Consider the following 18,630-nt stretch of genomic DNA (forward strand, 5'->3'; position numbering starts at 1 on the left):
AAGTCGAACGAGCAGTCACCGTGACGCGGTGTTACATCCCCATGTCGGCGGCCGGGTCGGGGACTGGAAGCGTGTTCGGGGACACGCCAAGCAGTTCTGCCGCGTGATCGAGTGCCATATCGAAGCCGTAGTATCGTTCCAGTTCGTCGCCGTCAGCTGTCGGTCGGACCTTCAGCATTGCGTACCCCTCGATATTCTGTGCGACCGCGGCGCTCCCGCCGTTACTCTCGAATATCAGTAGCCGTTCCTCGTCGGTCTCTCGGTAGGTGGCCGTGATACCGTCGGCCGACGCCTCGACGGGGAGTTCGGAATCGGTCATCGGCGGGACTATGAACCGGGGGAATGCGAACCTGACGGTCCGATCGAAATCATAAACGCGAAGCGGACGGACCGCCACGAACGCCCATGGCGAAGTGGCTCCAGAGTGGTCGCCGACGTGATATGTGTGTTCTGCTGGCCGCCGCCGAAGACGGGGAACTCTCCGGCCAGCGGCTAAAGACGCGGCTCGAACGCCGGTACGACACGCGGATCGAACCGAAGAGCTTCTACGGCGCGCTTGATGCGCTGGAGTCGGCTGGGTTCGTCGAACACCGTGAGGACGGCATCGCCGACAAGTACTCCCTGACCGGCGCCGGCGAGCGACGGCTTCGAGCCCAGTTCAAATGGATGCGGGAGGCGCTTGGCGAGGACGGCTGACGCTGCTGCTCGACGGCTCCTGCCGAATTTCGTTTCGCCGGCACTGATTGATGGGATATTCTTTTGTGAGCGGTCCCACAGAACACAGGTATGTCCCTGTCCCGCTCGCTCCTCCTGGCAGGCCTGGACGCCCTCCCGTTTGCGGCGCTCGCCAGCGTCGCAACGTATGTCTTCGCACGCACAGCTATCCAGCCGTCAGCAGTTGTCGGCATGCTCGCCGCAACAGTCGGCGTGGCCGTGCTCCTCGCGCTGGGAACCATCAGCGCGAACCGGTACCGTGCCGACGGAAAATCGTTCTACTTCACGCGTGCGGTCGTCGTCGAAGGACTCCTCTCGCTTCCCTAATCGAGAAGCTCGCTGGCAATCGTATTCCGAAGGACCTCGCTGGTGCCTTCGTAAATCTCGTTGAGTTTGGCGTCGCGGTAGAATCGCTCAGCCGGGAAGTCCTTCGTGTAGCCGTAGCCGCCGTGGACCTGAATGCCCTCGTTCGCCACTTCTCGGGACACCTCTGAGGCGTACAGTTTGGCCTGTGCGGCCTCCTTGACGAACGACTCGCCGGCCATCTTCTTATCGGCGGCCTGGTGCATCAGTAGGCGGGCCGCCTGCGTCTTCGTGTCCATGTCGGCGAGCTTGTGCTGGATAGCCTGGAAATCGCTAATTGGCTGGTCGAACTGCTCGCGGTCCTGGGCGTATTTCAGTGCCTCGTCCAGCGCGGCTTGGGCGATGCCGACACCGCGGGCCGCGATAGTGATGCGTCCGCCGTTGAGCGTTTTGAGGGCGTGGACGAACCCACGGCCCTCCTCACCGAGCATACGGTCGGCAGGGATGCGCATCTCGTCGAACCGGAGTTCGGCGGTTGGACAGCCCTTGTCGCCGAGTTTGTGCTCGGTCCCTTCAACGATGAAGCCGTCGTCCTCCTCGGGGCGGACGATGAACGAGGAGATGCCCTTGTTGCCGGCCTCAGGGTCGGTCTTCGCGAACAGGACGACAGTGTCGGCGACGGACCCGTTGGAAATCCAGAGCTTGCCGCCGTTGACCAAATAGGCGTCACCGCCGTCGACCGGTTCGGCGGTGGTGTCCATCGCTGGCACGTCACTGCCCGCGCCCGCTTCGGAGAGGGCGAACGCGCCGATTTCCTCACCCGCTGCCAGCGGCGTAAGGTAGGTCTCTTTCTGGGCCTCGTTGCCGAACTCGTAGATCATGTTACAGGCCAGCGAGATGTGTGCGGCGACGATTGTGCCGAGTCCGCCGCTTCCCCGCGAAATCTCTTCGAGGGCCATGGCGTAGCTGTGATAGTCCAGTTCGGCCCCGCCGTACTGCTCCGGAATCGGCATTCCCATCAGGCCGAGCTCGGCCATTTCGTCGACAAGGTCCCACGGGAATTCGTCAGTTTCGTCAATCTCCGCTGCTCGCGGCTTGACTTCGTCGTCGACGAACTCCGAGACCATGTCCTGTATCTGGCGTTGTTCCTGTGTGGGGCTAAAGTCCATGATAAATCCTAACGCGGGTTGGGTCTTTACTGTTGGCCAACGCGCGGCCCGTTGCCGGGTATCGTACTCGGCCCGCTACTGTCGGCGTTCGTCACCGCCGCTCTGTCAGTCGTAGTCGTAGAAGCCCTGCCCGGATTTTTTCCCGAGGTCGCCGGCCGCGACTTTCCGTTTGAGAAGGTATGCGGGCTTGTAGCGGTCACCCAGCTCTTCATACAGCGTTTCAGAGGCGTCGAGAACCACATCAAGGCCGATGTGGTCGGCCAGTTCGAGTGGCCCCATCGGGACGTTCGTCCCGAGGGTCAGCCCGCGGTCGATGTCAGCCTTGTCGGCGACACCCTCGTCGTACGCACGAATGCCTTCGTTGATCCAGGGCATCAAGACACGGTTCACGACGAAGCCGGGCTTGTCGTCGGCCTCCCACGTCTCTTTGCCGATGTCGTGGGCGAACTCCCGGCCCAGCGTCACTGTCCCGTCGCTGGTTTTCTCACCGACGACGAGTTCGACGCCTTTCATGACCGGTACGGGGTTCATGAAGTGCAGTCCGAGGACCTGTTCCGGTCGCTCAGTGACACTAGCGATTGTCGTAATCGAGAGGGTGCTCGTGTTGCTGGCTAGCACCGTGTCCGGCCCGCAGACTGCGTCGAGGTCCTCGAACACAGACTGCTTGATGTCCATGTTTTCTGTTACGGCCTCGACAACGAGGTCGGCATCCGCAAGGTCGTCCATCTCGGTAGTTCCGGTGATGCGAGCTGTTGCCGCTTCCGCCTCCTGTTCTGTCACTGTGTCGCGCGCAACGAGTGTTTCAAAGCTCGACTGAATCTCCTCGAACCCGGCGGCAACCAGTTCTTCCGTCACATCACGCATGACGACATCGTAGCCGGCCGTCGCTGCGACCTGGGCGATGCCATTACCCATCGTTCCAGCCCCGACGACGCCAACGGTGTCGACTGTTTCGAGATGCATACCCGCGTCTTCGTCGGGTGGTTGTGTAAGTCTGCCGACGGTATCGGAGCATCACGGGGCTGAAATTCTACCGAGAGAATCTGTCACAGGCTTAGCGGCAAGCACTGCCCCGCGGCTGAATATTCACTCGAAATGTAGTAAATGTCAGCAAAAAGATACTTATGGTGTGCCGGAGAACCAACTGATGATGAGAAACCCTGCGGGCAGCAGGCTCGGAGAAAGATTCGACTGGTCACTGAATGGCCAGTCTCTGCCCCTACATCTGACAAATGAGTAAGTCACTCGACATTTCGACCACCGAAGCCGAGCAGACAGTCACGGAAGTCATCGACACCATCGTCGCGACGACACCGGACGTGCGCCGCGCTGTTGCCGATTACCGTGGCCAGAGCAACTCTGTCAACCCCACCGGCGACGACCAGCTCGCGGCTGACCTGCGCGCCGACGAACTGTTCGAGCAGCGGGTACTGGACATCGACAGCGTTGCCTCCTACGCCAGCGAAGAACGTGCAGAGGTGAAAACCACAGACGGCCGTCTCCACGTCGCGATGGACCCCCTCGACGGGTCGAGCAACCTCGAACCCAACAGCGGGATGGGAACGATTTTCGGCATCTACAGCGAACAACCACCGACTGTCGGTACAAATCTCCTCGCCGCCGGGTTCGTCATCTACGGCCCCATCACCTCGATGGTCGTTGCCCGGAACGGCAGCGTCCGCGAGTATATCCTCGAAGACGGCGACAAGCGGGTCGTCGACGACGAGGTGACGGTCCCTGAAGACCCCACAGTGTTCGGGTTCGGCGGCGGCGTCGACTCCTGGACCGACGAGTTCGAATCCTATGCCGAGGAAGTCCGTCACGAACTGAAACTCCGCTACGGCGGGGCAATGGTCGCGGACATCAATCAGGTACTCACCTACGGTGGCATCTTCTCGTACCCTGCACTAGAGTCACACCCCAAGGGGAAACTTCGGGTCCAGTTCGAGGGACATCCGATGGCCTACATCCTTGAGTCGGCCGGCGGTCGGTCCTCCGACGGCGACCAGTCACTGCTTGAGATAGAACCCGGCGAACTACACGAGCGGACGCCGCTGTATCTCGGGAACGACGACCTGATCGACCGACTCGAAGCGAGCATCGACTGATACGCCCGATTTTGTCATTCAGTAGCCGAGATAGATCGCCAGCGCTTTGAGAACGCCGTACAGCCCGACAGCGACGCCCAAGAGCCCGCCGAGAACGGTTCCAACGATGCCGTCAGGCCACAGCGAGAGCGGGTTCGGAACGCCGATCGAGGGGAGCGCTGGAATCGGGAGGCCACCGCTATCATCAGTCACGTTCCCGACGCGCTGCCCGTCGACCGTCAGCTCGCCGGTCCTGTTTTCCGGAACGGAGCGGGCGAACTCCGTCGTTCGCATCTCGCCAGCAGGGACGGTGACCGTCCGTGTTGTCAGTATCGAGGTGTTGAGCGCAACGATCACGTTGTGGTCGCCGCTCGCAGTGCCTCGGTTTTCCAACTCGACAGTGATAACGGTCGGGTCGCCAGGGCCGAGCGTCGATGGAGCAGCCGTGGTATTCGTGACCACGATATCCGGCTGCCCGGGGTCTTCTGACGGTGGCTCGGTCGTTTCTGGTTCGAACGGCGATGTTTCCGAGTCGGTTGTCGCCGCCTCCGCATCCATGTCTGTCACTATCGTCTGATCGACGCCGACGACAAACGTCGAGAGCCCCGGAGAGTCAGCCCGATAGACGATGTGTGACTCGCTCCGGCCGGCGATGTCAGTCGCCAGCGGCGTCCACCCGTCGTTGTTCCGGTACAGTGCCACGGCATCGGGTTCTGCACCGACCGCCGCCAGCGCGTCACGGTCCACAGTAAACGTAACCGTCGCGTCCTTAGCCTGGGCGGAGCCATGGTCAACGTCGAACTGGCTGACGCCGGTGTGACCAGTTGCAGCAGCGAACGCCGGTCCGGGCCGACGGGAATTGATGGTGAGTGTCGTGGATTCGTTACGCGGAAACGACACGGCAAGCCGCTCCAGCGTGCCGTTCTGACCGGTAACGAGTGCCCCCTGCGGGGGCTGAATTCGCTGTGTCTGGCCAGTCCCGTTCACCGACACGCTCGCTGTCGTTGCGTTCAACTGCCGTACGGTTATGTTCCCATTGGTTCCATTGCCCATCACAGAAACAATTCTGGTTACTGTCGCCGTGTTTCCGAGTGAATCAGCGGCCGTCATCGTGACTTCGTGGCTGCCGGGTGAGGCGAAGGCCACGGTAATGTTCTCGCCGGTCAGAATCGTGTTGCTCCCCACCTGCCACCGGACCGACTCGACGCCCTGGTCGTCTGTTGTCTCCGCCGCCGAGAAGGTCACCGACTCACCGACCGTCGTGTTCTCTGGTCCGGTGACGGTGACGTTCGGTGCGGAGTCGTCATAGACGAACGTCTGCTGTCGGCTAAAGGAGTTCCCGTTTCCGTTCTTATCGGTCACCGACATCAGCAGCAGCGAGTACTCGCCTTCCTCCGGGAACGTGTACGTTCGTGTATACGTGATCGAGTTACTAGTGCGCTCGGTGAACCCCGAGATGTTGAGTGTGTCTATCGACGGGCCACCGACAGAGACTCGGAGCTGCTGTATCGGTTCGTGAATCCCGACAGAGATGCGGGCGGTGGAGCTATTGATACGGCTGACCTCGAACGACTGATACTTCGGAACGACGGAGTCCATCCGGGTGGCAGTAACTGACTCCCGGGGCAGTTCGTTCCCCGCTTGATCTGTGATACTCCCGGTGTCACTGAGACTGACGGTGACGTTATCTGTGTCCAGCTTTTTGTCCAGCAGCAGCGAGACGCGTACTCCGGTCCTGTTTGCTCCGGAAGCGTTGATCGATGCAACTGAGACGTTCTCCACTCGGCCCGCAGTTAGCTCGAAATCCGCTGCCTGAATCGTACCCGTGTCAAGCGATCCGCCGTCGTCGTACAGGGACACCTCGATAGTCGTGGCGTTACCCCGCGTCGCATTGCCCCACTCCGGCGGCTCGGTGTCTTCGGCCGCGGCCGTGCCGGAAGCGACTGCAATAAGCAGCGGGAGCAAAAGGAGTGCGGCGAGAAGCGGGAGCCACCAGCGACGACGCCCGGCCGACGGCGGCGTCTCTCGGGCGTGACCGGTGGCACTCATAGTGCATGAGTAGTCCGGCACCCGATATCAATGGTGCGCCACCATTATGAGACGTGATAATCGCGTGCGCGGTAGCGACTACATCACACGCACCGGAGCATTGAACGCGCCGTTGATAGTCAACCCGTTGGCATCGTGTTTCCCCGGAGTATGTACTCCCTACTCCCTCAGTTTCAGTAGTAAACAGTGTGTATTTAATACGGTGGGTGAAAACGGGATAACAGACCACGTGGGGGCGTGGTTGCGGAGGGTGACGTGTTCACAACAGACCGAACGGTCCCGATAGGGACCATTGACGGGTGGTGTAGCGCCCTGCTCGACGAACTCGCAGCCGTCGAGCGAGAACTATGGCTGGTCGTCGCCGTGACGCTCATCGTCGACGTGTGGTTGACACACGTCGGCCTCCAGCACGGCCTACACGAGGGAAACCCCGTGATGCGGGCCGCGATAGAGACGTTTGGAATTGCTGTTCTCGGCCTGACGAAGATCGGCGTTCTCGGGCTGGCAGGGCTGACCCGCCAGCTACTGAGCGACCAACGTGGCGTCGTTGTGCCGCTCGGGCTGGCGCTCCCGTGGGTGGCGGCCGTCGTGATCAACGCGGCCCTCTTGATTAGCCTGTAGCCGCCCTGGGATTGCGCTGTCCCGGGCTTTACCCGTTCGCTCGCTGGACCACTATCCTGCATGTATCGTGTCGTCATGGACGATTCAGGCGCAGACATTCCGCCTGACCGATAATTCCGTTGTGGGTAGTCGTCATCTGGAAAATCCCATGGACGGCGGTACCCTTTTCCCCACAGTCTGAGATATTGCCCGTATGTCGCCTGAGGTAAACCCGTTTGAGAGTTTACAGGAGCAGATCGACGACGCGTCGGACTATCTCGAATATTCGACCGACGTGCTCGAACGGCTGAAACACCCCGAGCGAGTACTGGAGACGAACCTCTCCGTGGAGATGGACGACGGCTCCGTCGAAGTGTTTCGTGCCTACCGGTCACAGTTCAACGGTGACAGGGGGCCGTACAAGGGCGGGATCCGCTATCATCCACAGGTCACACGCGACGAGGTCAAGGCGCTGTCTGGCTGGATGGTGTACAAGTGCGCTGCGGTAAACATCCCCTACGGCGGCGGCAAAGGCGGTATCGAGATCGACCCGCGCCAGTACTCGGCCAGCGAAATCGAGCGAATAACGCGATCGTTCGCGGAAGAACTCCGGCTAATCATCGGCGAGGACCGGGACATCCCTGCGCCCGATGTCAACACCGGCCAGCGGGAGATGAACTGGATCAAAGACACTTACGAGACGCTGGAAAACACCACTGAGCCCGGCGTCATCACCGGCAAGGCTCCGGAGTCGGGTGGCAGTGCGGGCCGCGTCGAAGCGACCGGGCGCTCCGTGATGCTCACCGCACGCGAAGCGTTCGACTATCTCGGGAAGGACATGACGGATGCGACGGTGGCCGTGCAGGGCTACGGGAACGCTGGCTCCGTGGCAGCGAAACTCATTGAGGACTTGGGCGCGAACATCGTCGCCGTATCGGACTCCTCGGGTGCCGTCTACAACCCCGACGGGCTGGACGCACGCGACGCAAAGGCGTTCAAGAGTGAGACTGGGTCGTTGGCCGGCTACGAGGGGGCGACGGAGGAGTTGACGAACGAAGAGCTGCTGACGATGGACGTGGACCTGCTCGTTCCGGCGGCGCTCGAAAATGCCATCGACGGCGACCTCGCTCGGGATGTACAGGCTGACATCGTCGTGGAAGCGGCGAACGGTCCGCTGACACCGAACGCAGACGACGTGCTCACGGAGCGCGACGTGGCTGTGTTCCCTGACATCCTCGCCAACGCCGGCGGTGTCACGGTGTCGTATTTCGAGTGGGTCCAGAACCGCCAGCGGTTCTACTGGTCCGAAGAGCGGGTCAACGACGAACTGGAGACCATCATCACGAACGCGTTTGACGACCTCGTCGAGACCTACGAGGAGACCGGCGCGCCGAACTTCCGGACGGCAATGTACGTCGTCGCCATCCAGCGTGTCGTCGCTGCGGCCGAGGAAGGCGGCATCTGGCCCTGATCTCGTTCCGGAATCAGTCGCGGCTACCGCGGGTGTTTTGCCGGCGCTTCCCCTACTATGTGTATGGACGTTTACGAGCGGCAGGTTCGCGTCGAAGCCCCGCTAGCAGAAGTCTGGAAATTCCACGCGACAGGCGACGGGCTGGTCGCGCTGACCCCCGACTGGATGAACATCCGCATCGAGGAAGAGCGGGGACCAGATGGTGAGCGGAACCCCGACGAACTGACCGCCGGGTCGGTCGTCGAATCCTCGATCAAGCCCTTTAGCGTGCCGCCGCGCCAGCAGTGGGTCTCGAACATCGTTGCCCGGGAAGAAGGCGAGGACGAAGCGATGTTCCGCGACGTGATGGCAGAAGGGCCGTTTCCCCACTGGGAACATACACACACCTTCCGTGCATTGAGTGACAGAGAAACGCTCGTCCACGACCACGTCGAGTTCGAACTGCCCGGCGGACCGCTCGGCCAGGCGCTCGGTCCCTTCGGCTGTCTCGGAATGGAACCGATGTTCCGGTATCGCCATCAGCAGACGAAGGAACTACTCGAAGGGTAACGTGGCCTGCCCGCGACGGCACGGCCCCGACTATGGTATCCGGTGTTTCTTTATCCCTATACCGGATACTGCCACGGGATGAGTAGACGTGTCGTCGCGGGAACTGATGGGGCTGTGCTGTCTCCGCGCCACAACGGAGCAGAATGGATGTGACCGAGCCGCGAATCGACCCGCGAATCGGGCTGGTCGTCGCTGTCCTCGCAGTCAGTACGAGCGCGATTCTCGTCCGCTGGAGCGATGCCGCGGCGTCGGTGGCAGCGTTCTATCGTGTCCTGTTGACGACCGTACTGCCTAGCGCCGCTGGCGCTAGGTCGGCACCGGTCGGCGTTCGGGCGCCTCTCTCGACGGGACGTACTGGCGGCGGCGGCGACTGGCGTCGCGCTCGCAGTTCACTTCGCCGCGTGGTTCGAGAGCCTAGCGTGGACGAGCGTCGCGGCGTCGGTCACGCTGGTCCAGTGCCAGCCGCTGTTCGTCGCCGTCGGCGCGTGGGCGCTGCTGGACGAGCGCGTCACGCGCGGCACGACGGCTGGTATTCTGGTCGCTATCGGTGGTATCATCGTGATGTCCGTCGGCGAACTCCTCGGGAGCGGAACCGTCGGCCCGCGTCCGCTGTACGGCAACGCACTAGCTCTTATCGGCGGCGTCATGGCTGCCGGCTACGTGCTCGCCGGGCGGTCGCTCCGCCAGCGGTTTCCGCTCATTCCCTACGTAACCGTCGTCTACGGCGTCGCCGCGATATGCCTCCTCGGCTTCGTCGTCGCGTCGGGCCACCCTGTGACCGGCTACCCGCCGCAGGAATGGGCATTGTTTTTCGCGATGGCTGTTGGCCCCGGCGTGTTCGGCCACACCGTCCTCAACTGGGCGCTGGCACACGTCGAATCCAGTATGGTTAGCGTCTCGCTGCTGGGTGAACCAGTCGGGAGCGCGCTGCTGGCGCTGCTGTTGCTTGCGGAGATACCCGGTCCGGCGACCGTTGCTGGCGGGGCCATCGTGCTCGTCGGCATCGGCGTTGTTGCTAGAAGCCGAGCGGTCGGAGCAGCGCCGGCGGACTGAGGTCGTTCCGGGTCGGCCTACGCGTGTTTTTCTACGGCGCCACGGATTTCGGCGGCGGCGAAGTCGTGGTCCGGGCGGATATTGACGAAATCGAGGAACTCCTCCGCGGCCAGCAACTCAGACGTATCGTAGTGGAGTGCGGCGGCGGAGACGGCGGCCGGTGCACCGATAAGCGGCTCCAGTGCGCCCAGCGCACAGGCCACGTCATAAGCGCGAGCGTCCCTGATAGCTGCCTCGCGGACGCTCGTGGCGTCGATGAAGTACAGGTCGTCATGGGCCACGAGCACGTTCTCACAGCGGAAATCGCCGTGGGCTAGACCGTCCTTGTGCATCCGGTGGAGGAAGTCAAACACTGTTGGGCTGTGTCGCTCGACGGTTTCTGGCGGGAGGGCATCCAGCGGCTCGAAGTCGGGGATATACTCCAGCACCAGTACCCCCATCCCGTCGTACTCGAAAGCCTCGATGGGTTCGGGAGCGTTAACCCCTATCTCCCGCATCCGCTGAGTCGCCGCTAGTTCGTGTTCCGCCATCTCGTAAGGCGTCCCGAAGTGCTCGAAAAAGCCCTCGGTGCCCGACGAGAACGCGCCGATGTTGCGGCCAGCAGTCAGCAGCGTGTGGACCAGCGAGTTCTGCCCCGTGATGACTTTCACGAACCACTGGTCGTTGACGACCAGCGGGGTCGAGAGCCAGTTGTCTGCCTCCAGAAACGCCACGTGGGCCGCGGGCTCGTCGTACCGCTCTATTACAGCCCGTACCACGCCTTCGAGTTGCTCCCAGGGGACCGTCCCACGGAGGAGTCGCCGGAACGCCATTCCCTATAGGGAACGCCGTGGGCGGTCAAATGGCTTGTGTCTGTCCCCGTGTGGTATTTAATAACACAATACATAGGCCCGGTATGGAGTTCGACGTTCCCAGCGAACACCGGATGATACGGGATTCGGTCCGCAAGTTCTGTGAAAACGAGATCCAGCCGATAGCGCAGGACATCGAGGACGAGCACCGGTTTCCAGCAGAGATATTCGAGGCACTCGGCGAACTGGACGTGATGGGGGTGCCGATCAGCGAGGAGTGGGGCGGGCTGGGCGGCGATACGCTGATGTACGCGCTCGTCGCCGAGGAACTCGGTCGCGTTTCCGGAAGCATCGGCCTCTCGTACGTGGCCCATACCTCGCTCGGGAGTAAGCCGATAGAGCTGTTCGGCACGGACGCCCAGAAAGAGCGCTGGCTCACACCGCTCGCCTCCGGCGAGCAACTCGGCGGCTGGGCGCTCACAGAGCCGGGCAGCGGGAGCGACGCCAGCGACATGGACACCGTGGCCGAGCGGGACGGCGGCGAGTATGTGATCAATGGCACCAAACAGTTCATCACGAACGCGTCTGTCGCCGGGTCAGTGCTGGTCAAGGCTGTCACTGATCCCGAGGCCGGCTACGACGGTATCTCGACGTTCATCGTCGCCCCGGAGGACGACGGCTGGGAGGTGACGACCGAGTGGGAGAAGATGGGGCTGAACGCTTCGCCGACCTGTGAACTCCAGTTCGACGACTGCCGGATTCCCACGGACCGACTGCTTGGCGAGGAAGGTGACGGCTGGGAACAGACCCTGAAGACGCTCAACGGTGGACGCATCTCAATCGCCGCACTTTCGACTGGGCTCGCACAGGGGGCGTTCGAGGCCGCGAAGTCTTACGCCACCGAGCGCAAGCAGTTCGACCGTCCCATCTCGAAGTTCGACGCCGTCCGGGACAAGGTCGTCGAGATGGACCGTAAGATCGAGCGCGCCCGCCTGCTGACTCACAAGGCGGCGACAATGTACGACCAAGGGGAGGACGTGACTCGGCTCTCGTCGCTGGCGAAGCTCGACGCCAGCGAAATCTGTCGCGAGGTCGCTGAAGACGCCGTTCAGGTGCTTGGGGGCTACGGATACACGACGGACTTCGCCCCCCAGCGGTTCTACCGGGACGCGAAGCTCATGGAAATCGGCGAGGGAACGAGCGAGATACAGCGAATGGTGCTCGGCCGGGAACTGGGGTTGTGATACGCCGTACGGCAGTCACACGTCGGCGGGACTTTCTGGGACAATAGTAACAGGTACGTCGGCGGCGTCGATGACGGCGACTGCGGCGTCGCCCTCCCGAAGTCTGCCGGCCAGCCCCTTCGGCTCGTGGCCCATGACGATGTGATGGACATCCACGTCAGCCGCGAGTTCGAGCAGTTCGTTGCCGATCCGCGTGCCCGAGCGCATCGCAGAGCGGCCGACGTGTTCGATAGCGACCGTCGCCACGACGGTGGCGTCGCGGAACCGGTCACGCATCTCGTCCCGGAGTTGCATGGCTGTGCCATCAGCGGTGTTCTCGTCGACGAGGTGGACGACGTACAGTTCCTCCTCAAGCCCGTCAGCGAGTCGAACCGCCGTGTCAATGACTGCTGGAGAGACCGAATCGTTGGCGATAGCCACAAGAATGGTCATACAGGAGACAAGGCCTTCGTGTTCTAATCACTTTCTGCCAGACCAACAGGTTTGCTCACTCGGTTGCCTTCAGGTTATGGACGGCGTCGACGTACTCGACGACCTCGGCCGTCGGCTGGATGGCCGAGAGAATCGCATCGGCGTCCTTGTACGCCATCGGCGCTTCGTCCCGGACACCTTCGATGACCGACTCCGAGTAGATGCCGTCCATCGCTTCGGCGAACTCGTCCATATCGACCTCGCTGTGAGCCCGCCGGCGACTCATCACGCGGCCCGCGCCGTGTGGTGCTGTCTGGTGGTACTCGTCGTTGCCCTTCCCGCGTGCGATAATCGACCCGTCAGCCATGTTGAACGGAACCAGCAACCGCTGTCCGTCGCGAGCGGGCGTCGCCCCCTTGCGAATAGTGAGGTCGCGGAAGTCGATGTAGTTGTGAATCGACTGGAAGCGGCCAACAGGGTCGACTCCCAGCGCGTCACAGACGGCGTCGCTCATCAGTTCACGGTTCCAGCGGGCGTACTGCTGGGCGAACAGCATGTCGACGAGGTAGCCGTGGGCCTCGCGGCCTTCAAGCCAGTCAAGGTCCGTGTTGCGGTCCTCGTCGTCGCTGCTGTGGATGGCATCCTGTACCTGTCCCAGCGCGTCGAAGGCGTTCTCGATTTCCTTGCCGTCTAGTTCGCGGCGGAGCCGGTCCTTCCGGATGTAGGACTCACCCATGCCGCCGGTGACCCAGGCGTAGAGGTCGCGAGATTCGACTGTGTCAGGGTCGAACTTCAGGTACTCGACGTACTCCTCGGGAATCTGGTCGCGGATCTCGCCGATTGTTCGGCGGTCCGTCGCCGTCGACTGCCAGTACTCGGCGACAGACTTCCCGAGGTAGCGGGAGCCGCTGTGGATGACCAGCCAGTAGTCATCCGACTCACGGGCCTGGCCGAACTCGACGAAGTGGTTCCCGCCGCCCAGCGTCCCCGCGCTCTTGATGATGTACCCCATCCCCTGGCGCTGATCCGCCAGCACGCGGTCACACAACGACTCGAAGTAGTCCTCACCGTAGCCGTCGAATTCGAACTCGACGGGGTCGATGTGCTCGCCGAACCGCTCGGCGTAGGCCGCGTCGAACTGCTCAAAGATGCGGTTCGCCCGCTCAAACGGGAACTCCTCGACGAAGTGGACCGCATCGTCGTAGTCGTGGACATTCCGCCCCATCGGGACCGCTTCACGGACGCGTCGCTCGCGCTCAGCGTCTTCCAGCGGGAGTTCCGATCCGAGGTTCGTCGCGGCCATTCCACAGCCAACGTCGACGCCGACGATGTTCGGGACGACCCGCTCGCTCAGCGGCATCGTGAAGCCGATGGGAGCACCAGCCCCCCAGTGCGTGTCAGGCATGATTCGGACCGGCTCGGTGAACGCCGGATGGTCGATGAGTGTCTCGATCTGCTCCCGACACCCGCTCTCGACGAGCGATTCGTCGTCGACCATCACCCGTGCTGTGGTGTGTTCGCCCGTCAGTTCGAGTACCATTGGTGTCGTACCGTAGTTGCATGGAGGGTTTGAACCTCACGGTGGCCCGTGGGTGGCTCTCATCCCGGCGAAAGCTCCTAAAAACCCACAGCCGAACAGGGTCCGAGACACGCAGCCACTGAAATGTGCCTTCTCAGCCGCTGAGATGGGTTTTCACTCTGTGGGAACACCCTCTCCCTTATATGTCACCGCGGTGCGGAACTCCATATGTGAGGTGACACAGATGTCCTATCAAGCGGCGAACCCCCTGGCAGACGACTTCGAACTCGAGCTCGGCGGGGCTTGGACCGCGTACTGGCTAGCGTTCCTGCGTGTCGTAACCGGCTGGTGGTTCTTCCACTCAGGCGTAACGAAGCTCATCGAAGACGGACTGGCCTACAGCTACGGGCCGATGTATCTCAAGCAGATGACTGGCACGGCACTCGGTCCGATCCCCGTGCTGATGGGCGAACACCTGGGCTGGCTCATTCAGGCGATGGTCCCGCTCGGAGAGACGCTCATCGGGCTCGGACTGATGGTCGGCGCACTGGTCCGACTCGCCTCCGTGTTCGGGGTCTTCTTCATGTCCCTGTTCTGGATCGGCAACGCGGAGTTCGGCCATGGGCTGGTCAACAGCGACTTCATGGGCATACTACTGTTCGTGACGATGATCGTGCTGGCCACCGGTCGCTACTACGGCCTCGACGCGATCATCGAGAAGACCAAACTGGTCAAACGACACCCGAAACTCAGGTACCTGCTCGGTTAAGGAAGTGACCACCAATGCAACAACACACCACCGTCATCGACAAAGCGGCGATGGCACTCAGCGGCGGACTGATGCTGCTGGGCGTCGTCGTCCTCGGCATCGTGGAGATACTGGCGGGTAAGCCCTACAGCGCGGCACCGCTGACGAACGACGCGGGCGAGATCATCGCGACCCCGATGATCGATCCGACGCTCCGGACCGGGCTGGTCTTGGCCGGCCTCTTGGTCCTGGCCCTGTACGGGGTCTACAGGCTCGTCGCCCCAATGAAGGACGAGGCGGCCACGACGCAGCAAGAAATCACGGCAGACTGAGCAGTTCTCGTTTTCGCTGTTGTAACCCGACGTGTCGAGCCTGTCTACAGAAGTGATAGTGGGTGCCGCTCCACCCCACCGATTCCCCACTAACAATGTATTTACTGTGGCCATATTAATCAGGTGGGGTAGTTTCTAATTCTGATAGAGCCCACCACAACGCTCATTTCTGTGGTGGTAGTGATAGCTATATGCCTTCGCTGGTGGTTCACTACGCTTTTGTTGGGTTACTCGCTGCAACGCTGCTGGGTGCTGCCTTCGATAAGCGGTCGCTGCTCCTGTCGATACTCGTCGTCACGTTCCCCGATGTAGACGCGTTCCTCGGCCTCTACTGGCAGGCCGGCCACCGGGCTGCGACGACGAATCTCGTCATCCCGGCAGTGCTGGCGCTCCTCATTGGAGTCGACCTGTACGTGCGTGAGGAATCGTATATCAAGGGCCGCTGGGGGGCGTACGGTGTTCGAGTCAGCTGGTTCTGTGTCGTGGTGTATGTGGTAGGGCACGTCCTGCTGGACCTGATTACGGGCGGTGCGAACCTCTTCTGGCCACTGTACGACCAGTTCTATCAGCTCAACGGCCACCTAGAGCTGTCGAGCCAGCGTGGGATTGTCCAGACGTTCATCGAGCTGCCTGAGCCGCCCGCTCAGACGTCCGGCGGCACTGGTACGGGCGGGGCAAGCGGCGGCTCGACCACGCAGTCGATGGGTAACTCCAACGAGGTGCAAATGAGTACCGGCATCGACCCCAATCCAGGCCAGTCGGAACCTGAGGCCGTCGACCGCGTGTTCCCAATCGCCCGGAGCGGCTGGGAACTGGTCGTCCTCGTCGTCGGGACGCTCGCCACCGCTGCTCGTCTTCGCATCGGCCACGACCTCCCGGACGAGTGATGGACCGCCGGTCGGCACTGCGGACCGTTCGCTTTCGAGTCCTTCATATACGCCGTGGCCAACCGGGGAAGCATGGGCTTCGAGGTACGCCGACGACTCAGTGTCGCCGACACGGTGACGTTGTTCAACGCCGTCGTCGGGTTCGTTGCCGGAGCCATCGCCTTCACTGACCCGCATCTGGCCGCTCGGCTCATTCTGCTGGCGGTTATCGCCGACGCTATCGACGGAATCGTCGCCCGGAACGGCGATAGCTCGGCGGTCGGCCCGCTGCTTGACTCTGTGACTGACGTGGTCTCCTTTGGCGCGACACCGAGCCTCTTCCTGTACGTACTGTTGACAGAGGCGTACGGCGGTATCGAATCCGCCCATCCTGCCGTGTTCGTCGGCCTCGCGTTGCTCGCCTCTGCGTACGTCGTGTGCTCCATCGTCAGAACAGCGTTCTACTCGACGTATTTCGATGCACCTGACGAGCGGCCGGGAATGCCGAACACGCTCGGGAGTATCATCATCGCAACGGCGTATTTGAGCGGCATCACGAATCCGCTCGTCTTGAGTGTCGGCGCGCTCGCCCTCTCGCTGGCGATGATTGCACCCTTCGACTACCCCAAGCCGGGGCCGAAACACGCCATTCCGATGGGTGTTGTGCAAGCGGTCGCCGTCGTCGCGCCAACGGCGTTATTCCGTGCTGGACCGCGAGTGATGCTTGTCATCGCTTTGCTGTTTTTCGCGCTCAGCCCGTGGTTCTATCTCGGAGACTGAGCTACCTGCAACAGAAGCCGTTCGTTTTCCGTCATACTCGCCACACCACCATCTTCCGCACTATGTCTGGTGGTTTAAAGTCTGTTAACCGCATACACGTGGAGTACGGAGCTCAACAGTAGGAATGGACTTCCAGTTCTCTTGGTACCTGTATATCCCGCTTCTATCCGCTGTAGTTTCGCTTCTCATCGCTGGCGTTGGCGTGCATTACCGCGAGTGCACGGGTTCTCGCTCGCTCGCTTTTTTGATGCTTGCAATCGCATGGTGGTCAGTAATCTCTCTGATTGAACTCGGGTCGACTGACCTTGCAACCAAGCGCCTTGCACTCAAGCTCATGTATCCGGCAATTGGCGTCGTTCCTGTCGTGTGGCTCCTGTTTGCCATCCAGTACACGGGCCAGACCCGCCTTCCGACTCGCAAGGTACTGGGAGGCATACTCCTTGGGCCTGCCCTGATGGTTCTGCTCGCATGGACGAACCAATACCACGGGCTGTTCTGGTCCTCGATGGAGCTGACGTTTCAGGGATCACTTGTCGTTCTGGCGACAGAGCGAGGGCCCGCGTTCTGGGTATGGACCGCCTACGCGTATGTCGTGATGGCTGTCGGGACCGGTCTCATGTTGAAGTTGGCGCTGTTCTCAGGACGTGTCTACCGTAGCCAGGCCATCGGACTCAGCTTAGCAGCACTCCTCCCGTGGACGGGGAACATTCTCTATCTGACTGGCGTTTCAAGCGTGTTTGACCTGACCAAGATAGGATTCGTATTCAGTGGGGTCCTTCTGGGGGGTGCTATTTTTCGCCGGCAATTGCTGCAAGTCATTCCTGCAGCCCGAGAGATTGCCCGAGATGAGATCGTCGCCTCAATGGCGGAGGCCGTCATCGTCGTCGACGAACAGGGGACCATAGTCGATCTCAATCCACAGGCAAAAGACATTATGAGCGCCTCACGCTCGGAATGTATTGGCCAACCTCTCAAGGATTTGCTCCCCAGTCTGGCAGCTCTCCGTGACGCACCAACCGACGACCCCCCGGACCGAGCCGAACTTACCATCTCTGTAGATGGCGAAGACCGAGCATACGAAGTCCGGTTGACGCCGCTATACCGTGGCTACGGTACAGTCACCGGACAGCTACTCACACTCACTGACGTAACCGAGCGCAAAGAGCGCGAACAGCGCATTGATCGCCAGCGCCAGCGACTGGAGGTCGTCAACCGTGTCCTTCGTCACGACATCCGTAACGATATGCAGGTTATTCTGGGGACCGCTGAGAACCTTCTCATGTCACAGCAAGACCAGCCACAAGTGAAGCGAATCAAACGGAAAGGCGAGGACATTATTACGTTAAGCGAGAAGGCCCGCGATCTTGAACGGTTTGTCGGGAACGGGACAGCCGAAACGACGACTGTTGATATCAGTGCTGTCATTGCAGACGTAGTTGCTGACCTCGAACAAACGTATCCAGACGCGGAATTTCACGTCGAGCGACCCGAAACGGCGGCGGTGTCCGCTATTGATTTGGTTGACTCCGCGCTGCGAAACGTTCTGGAAAACGCGGCCGAACACAATGATCAGGCGGTCCCGGAGGTAGCGGTGACGGTTAGGAGGGACACTGATGGACACGGGGACGTCATAATCGAGATTGCCGACAACGGTCTTGGGCTCCCTGACCGGGAACAGGAGGTGATCGAAACGGGGACAGAAACGGCACTCAAGCACAGCAGTGGGCTGGGTCTCTGGATCGCCTACTGGACGATCACCAACTCCGGTGGCGCGATCACGTTCACCGAGAATACGCCACGGGGCTCGGTCATCACGATTCGCCTGCCGCCTGCTTCAGCAGCACAGCCGCAGCCGTGATGCCTGCTATTGCCGGCACCTGTCATTGGCACCCTGAAATATGCAAGGGACAATCGGGTGGCAAACCCATTCTCTGTGCGCCCACC

Annotated in this window: 19 protein-coding genes and 1 pseudogene; 13 read left to right on the top strand and 7 right to left on the bottom strand. The window is 61.5% G+C overall.

The genetic code is table 11. The features are described from left to right. Positions 1-31 precede the first annotated feature (31 nt). The gene (locus ACODNH_RS17515; RefSeq protein WP_306706471.1) at positions 32-319 is read right to left on the bottom strand and encodes a DUF7111 family protein; all 288 of its coding nucleotides are present in this window, start codon (positions 317-319) and stop codon (positions 32-34) included. 86 nt (positions 320-405) lie between these two features. On the opposite strand from ACODNH_RS17515, the gene ACODNH_RS17520 reads away from it, so the two are divergent. After that, a complete protein-coding gene (locus ACODNH_RS17520) occupies positions 406-696 on the top strand; it encodes a helix-turn-helix transcriptional regulator (protein ID WP_306706473.1) in 291 nt (96 codons plus the stop codon). A 90-nt stretch (positions 697-786) separates the two neighbouring features. Further along, positions 787-1,041 carry a hypothetical protein gene (locus ACODNH_RS17525; RefSeq protein WP_434530666.1) on the top strand — a complete coding sequence of 85 codons (255 nt, stop codon included), beginning with the start codon at positions 787-789 and terminating at the stop codon, positions 1,039-1,041. Here ACODNH_RS17525 and ACODNH_RS17530 read toward each other — a convergent pair. Continuing rightward, on the bottom strand, positions 1,038-2,186 hold the full coding sequence (locus ACODNH_RS17530; RefSeq protein ID WP_306706476.1) for an acyl-CoA dehydrogenase: 1,149 nt from the start codon (positions 2,184-2,186) through the stop codon (positions 1,038-1,040). The genes ACODNH_RS17525 and ACODNH_RS17530 overlap by 4 nt on opposite strands. Before the next feature lie 105 nt (positions 2,187-2,291). After that, positions 2,292-3,149 (bottom strand): 3-hydroxyacyl-CoA dehydrogenase family protein, encoded by an 858-nt coding sequence (locus ACODNH_RS17535; protein ID WP_434530667.1) that lies wholly within the window; start codon positions 3,147-3,149, stop codon positions 2,292-2,294. Between the two features lie 269 nt (positions 3,150-3,418). Here ACODNH_RS17535 and ACODNH_RS17540 point away from each other — a divergent pair, with 269 nt between their 5' ends. Further along, positions 3,419-4,294 carry a class 1 fructose-bisphosphatase gene (locus ACODNH_RS17540; protein WP_434530668.1) on the top strand — a complete coding sequence of 292 codons (876 nt, stop codon included), beginning with the start codon at positions 3,419-3,421 and terminating at the stop codon, positions 4,292-4,294. An 18-nt stretch (positions 4,295-4,312) separates the two neighbouring features. Here ACODNH_RS17540 and ACODNH_RS17545 read toward each other — a convergent pair whose 3' ends face one another. Then, entirely contained in the window at positions 4,313-6,322 is a 2,010-nt protein-coding gene (locus ACODNH_RS17545) for a PKD domain-containing protein (RefSeq protein ID WP_434530669.1), read from the bottom strand. A gap of 237 nt (positions 6,323-6,559) precedes the next feature. Between ACODNH_RS17545 and ACODNH_RS17550 the strand changes: the two genes are divergently transcribed. The 4 genes and pseudogenes from ACODNH_RS17550 to ACODNH_RS17565 all read left to right on the top strand — a co-directional run bounded on the left by ACODNH_RS17550 (position 6,560) and on the right by ACODNH_RS17565 (position 9,995). Continuing rightward, positions 6,560-6,943: a DUF5658 family protein gene (locus ACODNH_RS17550; protein ID WP_306706484.1), complete on the top strand. Its 384-nt coding sequence runs from the start codon at positions 6,560-6,562 to the stop codon at positions 6,941-6,943. Between the two features lie 193 nt (positions 6,944-7,136). Further along, positions 7,137-8,393 (top strand): Glu/Leu/Phe/Val family dehydrogenase, encoded by a 1,257-nt coding sequence (locus tag ACODNH_RS17555; protein WP_306706487.1) that lies wholly within the window; start codon positions 7,137-7,139, stop codon positions 8,391-8,393. A 63-nt stretch (positions 8,394-8,456) separates the two neighbouring features. Then, entirely contained in the window at positions 8,457-8,942 is a 486-nt protein-coding gene (locus ACODNH_RS17560; RefSeq protein WP_306706489.1) for an SRPBCC family protein, read from the top strand. Positions 8,943-9,085: 143 nt separating this feature from the next. Further along, positions 9,086-9,995 (top strand): annotated as a pseudogene (locus ACODNH_RS17565) (DMT family transporter). Positions 9,996-10,012: 17 nt separating this feature from the next. Here ACODNH_RS17565 and ACODNH_RS17570 read toward each other — a convergent pair. Next, positions 10,013-10,807 carry an RIO1 family regulatory kinase/ATPase domain-containing protein gene (locus tag ACODNH_RS17570; protein ID WP_434530670.1) on the bottom strand — a complete coding sequence of 265 codons (795 nt, stop codon included), beginning with the start codon at positions 10,805-10,807 and terminating at the stop codon, positions 10,013-10,015. 83 nt (positions 10,808-10,890) lie between these two features. On the opposite strand from ACODNH_RS17570, the gene ACODNH_RS17575 reads away from it, so the two are divergent. After that, positions 10,891-12,030: an acyl-CoA dehydrogenase family protein gene (locus tag ACODNH_RS17575; RefSeq protein ID WP_434530671.1), complete on the top strand. Its 1,140-nt coding sequence runs from the start codon at positions 10,891-10,893 to the stop codon at positions 12,028-12,030. Between the two features lie 15 nt (positions 12,031-12,045). Here the strand turns inward: ACODNH_RS17575 and ACODNH_RS17580 are convergent, their stop codons facing one another. Next, positions 12,046-12,462: a universal stress protein gene (locus ACODNH_RS17580; protein WP_306706499.1), complete on the bottom strand. Its 417-nt coding sequence runs from the start codon at positions 12,460-12,462 to the stop codon at positions 12,046-12,048. Positions 12,463-12,517: 55 nt separating this feature from the next. Continuing rightward, positions 12,518-13,981: an RtcB family protein gene (locus ACODNH_RS17585; RefSeq protein ID WP_434530672.1), complete on the bottom strand. Its 1,464-nt coding sequence runs from the start codon at positions 13,979-13,981 to the stop codon at positions 12,518-12,520. A 223-nt stretch (positions 13,982-14,204) separates the two neighbouring features. On the opposite strand from ACODNH_RS17585, the gene ACODNH_RS17590 reads away from it, so the two are divergent. From ACODNH_RS17590 to ACODNH_RS17610, 5 genes are all read left to right on the top strand, one after another. After that, positions 14,205-14,729, top strand: a complete 525-nt coding sequence (locus tag ACODNH_RS17590; RefSeq protein WP_306706503.1) for a DoxX family membrane protein — start codon at positions 14,205-14,207, stop codon at positions 14,727-14,729. A 14-nt stretch (positions 14,730-14,743) separates the two neighbouring features. After that, complete coding sequence (locus tag ACODNH_RS17595; protein ID WP_306706506.1) at positions 14,744-15,040, top strand: hypothetical protein; 297 nt, start codon at positions 14,744-14,746, stop codon at positions 15,038-15,040. Between the two features lie 191 nt (positions 15,041-15,231). Further along, a complete protein-coding gene (locus ACODNH_RS17600; RefSeq protein WP_306706508.1) occupies positions 15,232-15,927 on the top strand; it encodes a metal-dependent hydrolase in 696 nt (231 codons plus the stop codon). A 72-nt stretch (positions 15,928-15,999) separates the two neighbouring features. Beyond that, complete coding sequence (locus tag ACODNH_RS17605; protein ID WP_306706511.1) at positions 16,000-16,686, top strand: protein sorting system archaetidylserine synthase; 687 nt, start codon at positions 16,000-16,002, stop codon at positions 16,684-16,686. A 124-nt stretch (positions 16,687-16,810) separates the two neighbouring features. Continuing rightward, positions 16,811-18,544, top strand: a complete 1,734-nt coding sequence (locus ACODNH_RS17610; protein ID WP_434530673.1) for a histidine kinase N-terminal 7TM domain-containing protein — start codon at positions 16,811-16,813, stop codon at positions 18,542-18,544. Positions 18,545-18,630 lie beyond the last annotated feature (86 nt).

This window comes from Haloarcula sp. NS06 (assembly GCF_051122755.1).
GTDB lineage: Archaea > Halobacteriota > Halobacteria > Halobacteriales > Haloarculaceae > Haloarcula.

Excerpts from the sequence above, each read along its gene's own strand:
- ACODNH_RS17515 (WP_306706471.1), bottom strand. The coding sequence starts at position 319 with ATGACCGATTCCGAACTCCCCGTCGAGGCGTCGGCCGACGGTATCACG.
- ACODNH_RS17520 (WP_306706473.1), top strand. The coding sequence starts at position 406 with ATGGCGAAGTGGCTCCAGAGTGGTCGCCGACGTGATATGTGTGTTCTG.
- ACODNH_RS17525 (WP_434530666.1), top strand. The coding sequence starts at position 787 with ATGTCCCTGTCCCGCTCGCTCCTCCTGGCAGGCCTGGACGCCCTCCCG.
- ACODNH_RS17530 (WP_306706476.1), bottom strand. The coding sequence starts at position 2,186 with ATGGACTTTAGCCCCACACAGGAACAACGCCAGATACAGGACATGGTC.
- ACODNH_RS17535 (WP_434530667.1), bottom strand. The coding sequence starts at position 3,149 with ATGCATCTCGAAACAGTCGACACCGTTGGCGTCGTCGGGGCTGGAACG.
- ACODNH_RS17540 (WP_434530668.1), top strand. The coding sequence starts at position 3,419 with ATGAGTAAGTCACTCGACATTTCGACCACCGAAGCCGAGCAGACAGTC.
- ACODNH_RS17545 (WP_434530669.1), bottom strand. The coding sequence starts at position 6,322 with ATGAGTGCCACCGGTCACGCCCGAGAGACGCCGCCGTCGGCCGGGCGT.
- ACODNH_RS17555 (WP_306706487.1), top strand. The coding sequence starts at position 7,137 with ATGTCGCCTGAGGTAAACCCGTTTGAGAGTTTACAGGAGCAGATCGAC.
- ACODNH_RS17560 (WP_306706489.1), top strand. The coding sequence starts at position 8,457 with ATGGACGTTTACGAGCGGCAGGTTCGCGTCGAAGCCCCGCTAGCAGAA.
- ACODNH_RS17570 (WP_434530670.1), bottom strand. The coding sequence starts at position 10,807 with ATGGCGTTCCGGCGACTCCTCCGTGGGACGGTCCCCTGGGAGCAACTC.
- ACODNH_RS17575 (WP_434530671.1), top strand. The coding sequence starts at position 10,891 with ATGGAGTTCGACGTTCCCAGCGAACACCGGATGATACGGGATTCGGTC.
- ACODNH_RS17580 (WP_306706499.1), bottom strand. The coding sequence starts at position 12,462 with ATGACCATTCTTGTGGCTATCGCCAACGATTCGGTCTCTCCAGCAGTC.
- ACODNH_RS17585 (WP_434530672.1), bottom strand. The coding sequence starts at position 13,981 with ATGGTACTCGAACTGACGGGCGAACACACCACAGCACGGGTGATGGTC.
- ACODNH_RS17590 (WP_306706503.1), top strand. The coding sequence starts at position 14,205 with ATGTCCTATCAAGCGGCGAACCCCCTGGCAGACGACTTCGAACTCGAG.
- ACODNH_RS17595 (WP_306706506.1), top strand. The coding sequence starts at position 14,744 with ATGCAACAACACACCACCGTCATCGACAAAGCGGCGATGGCACTCAGC.
- ACODNH_RS17600 (WP_306706508.1), top strand. The coding sequence starts at position 15,232 with ATGCCTTCGCTGGTGGTTCACTACGCTTTTGTTGGGTTACTCGCTGCA.
- ACODNH_RS17605 (WP_306706511.1), top strand. The coding sequence starts at position 16,000 with ATGGGCTTCGAGGTACGCCGACGACTCAGTGTCGCCGACACGGTGACG.
- ACODNH_RS17610 (WP_434530673.1), top strand. The coding sequence starts at position 16,811 with ATGGACTTCCAGTTCTCTTGGTACCTGTATATCCCGCTTCTATCCGCT.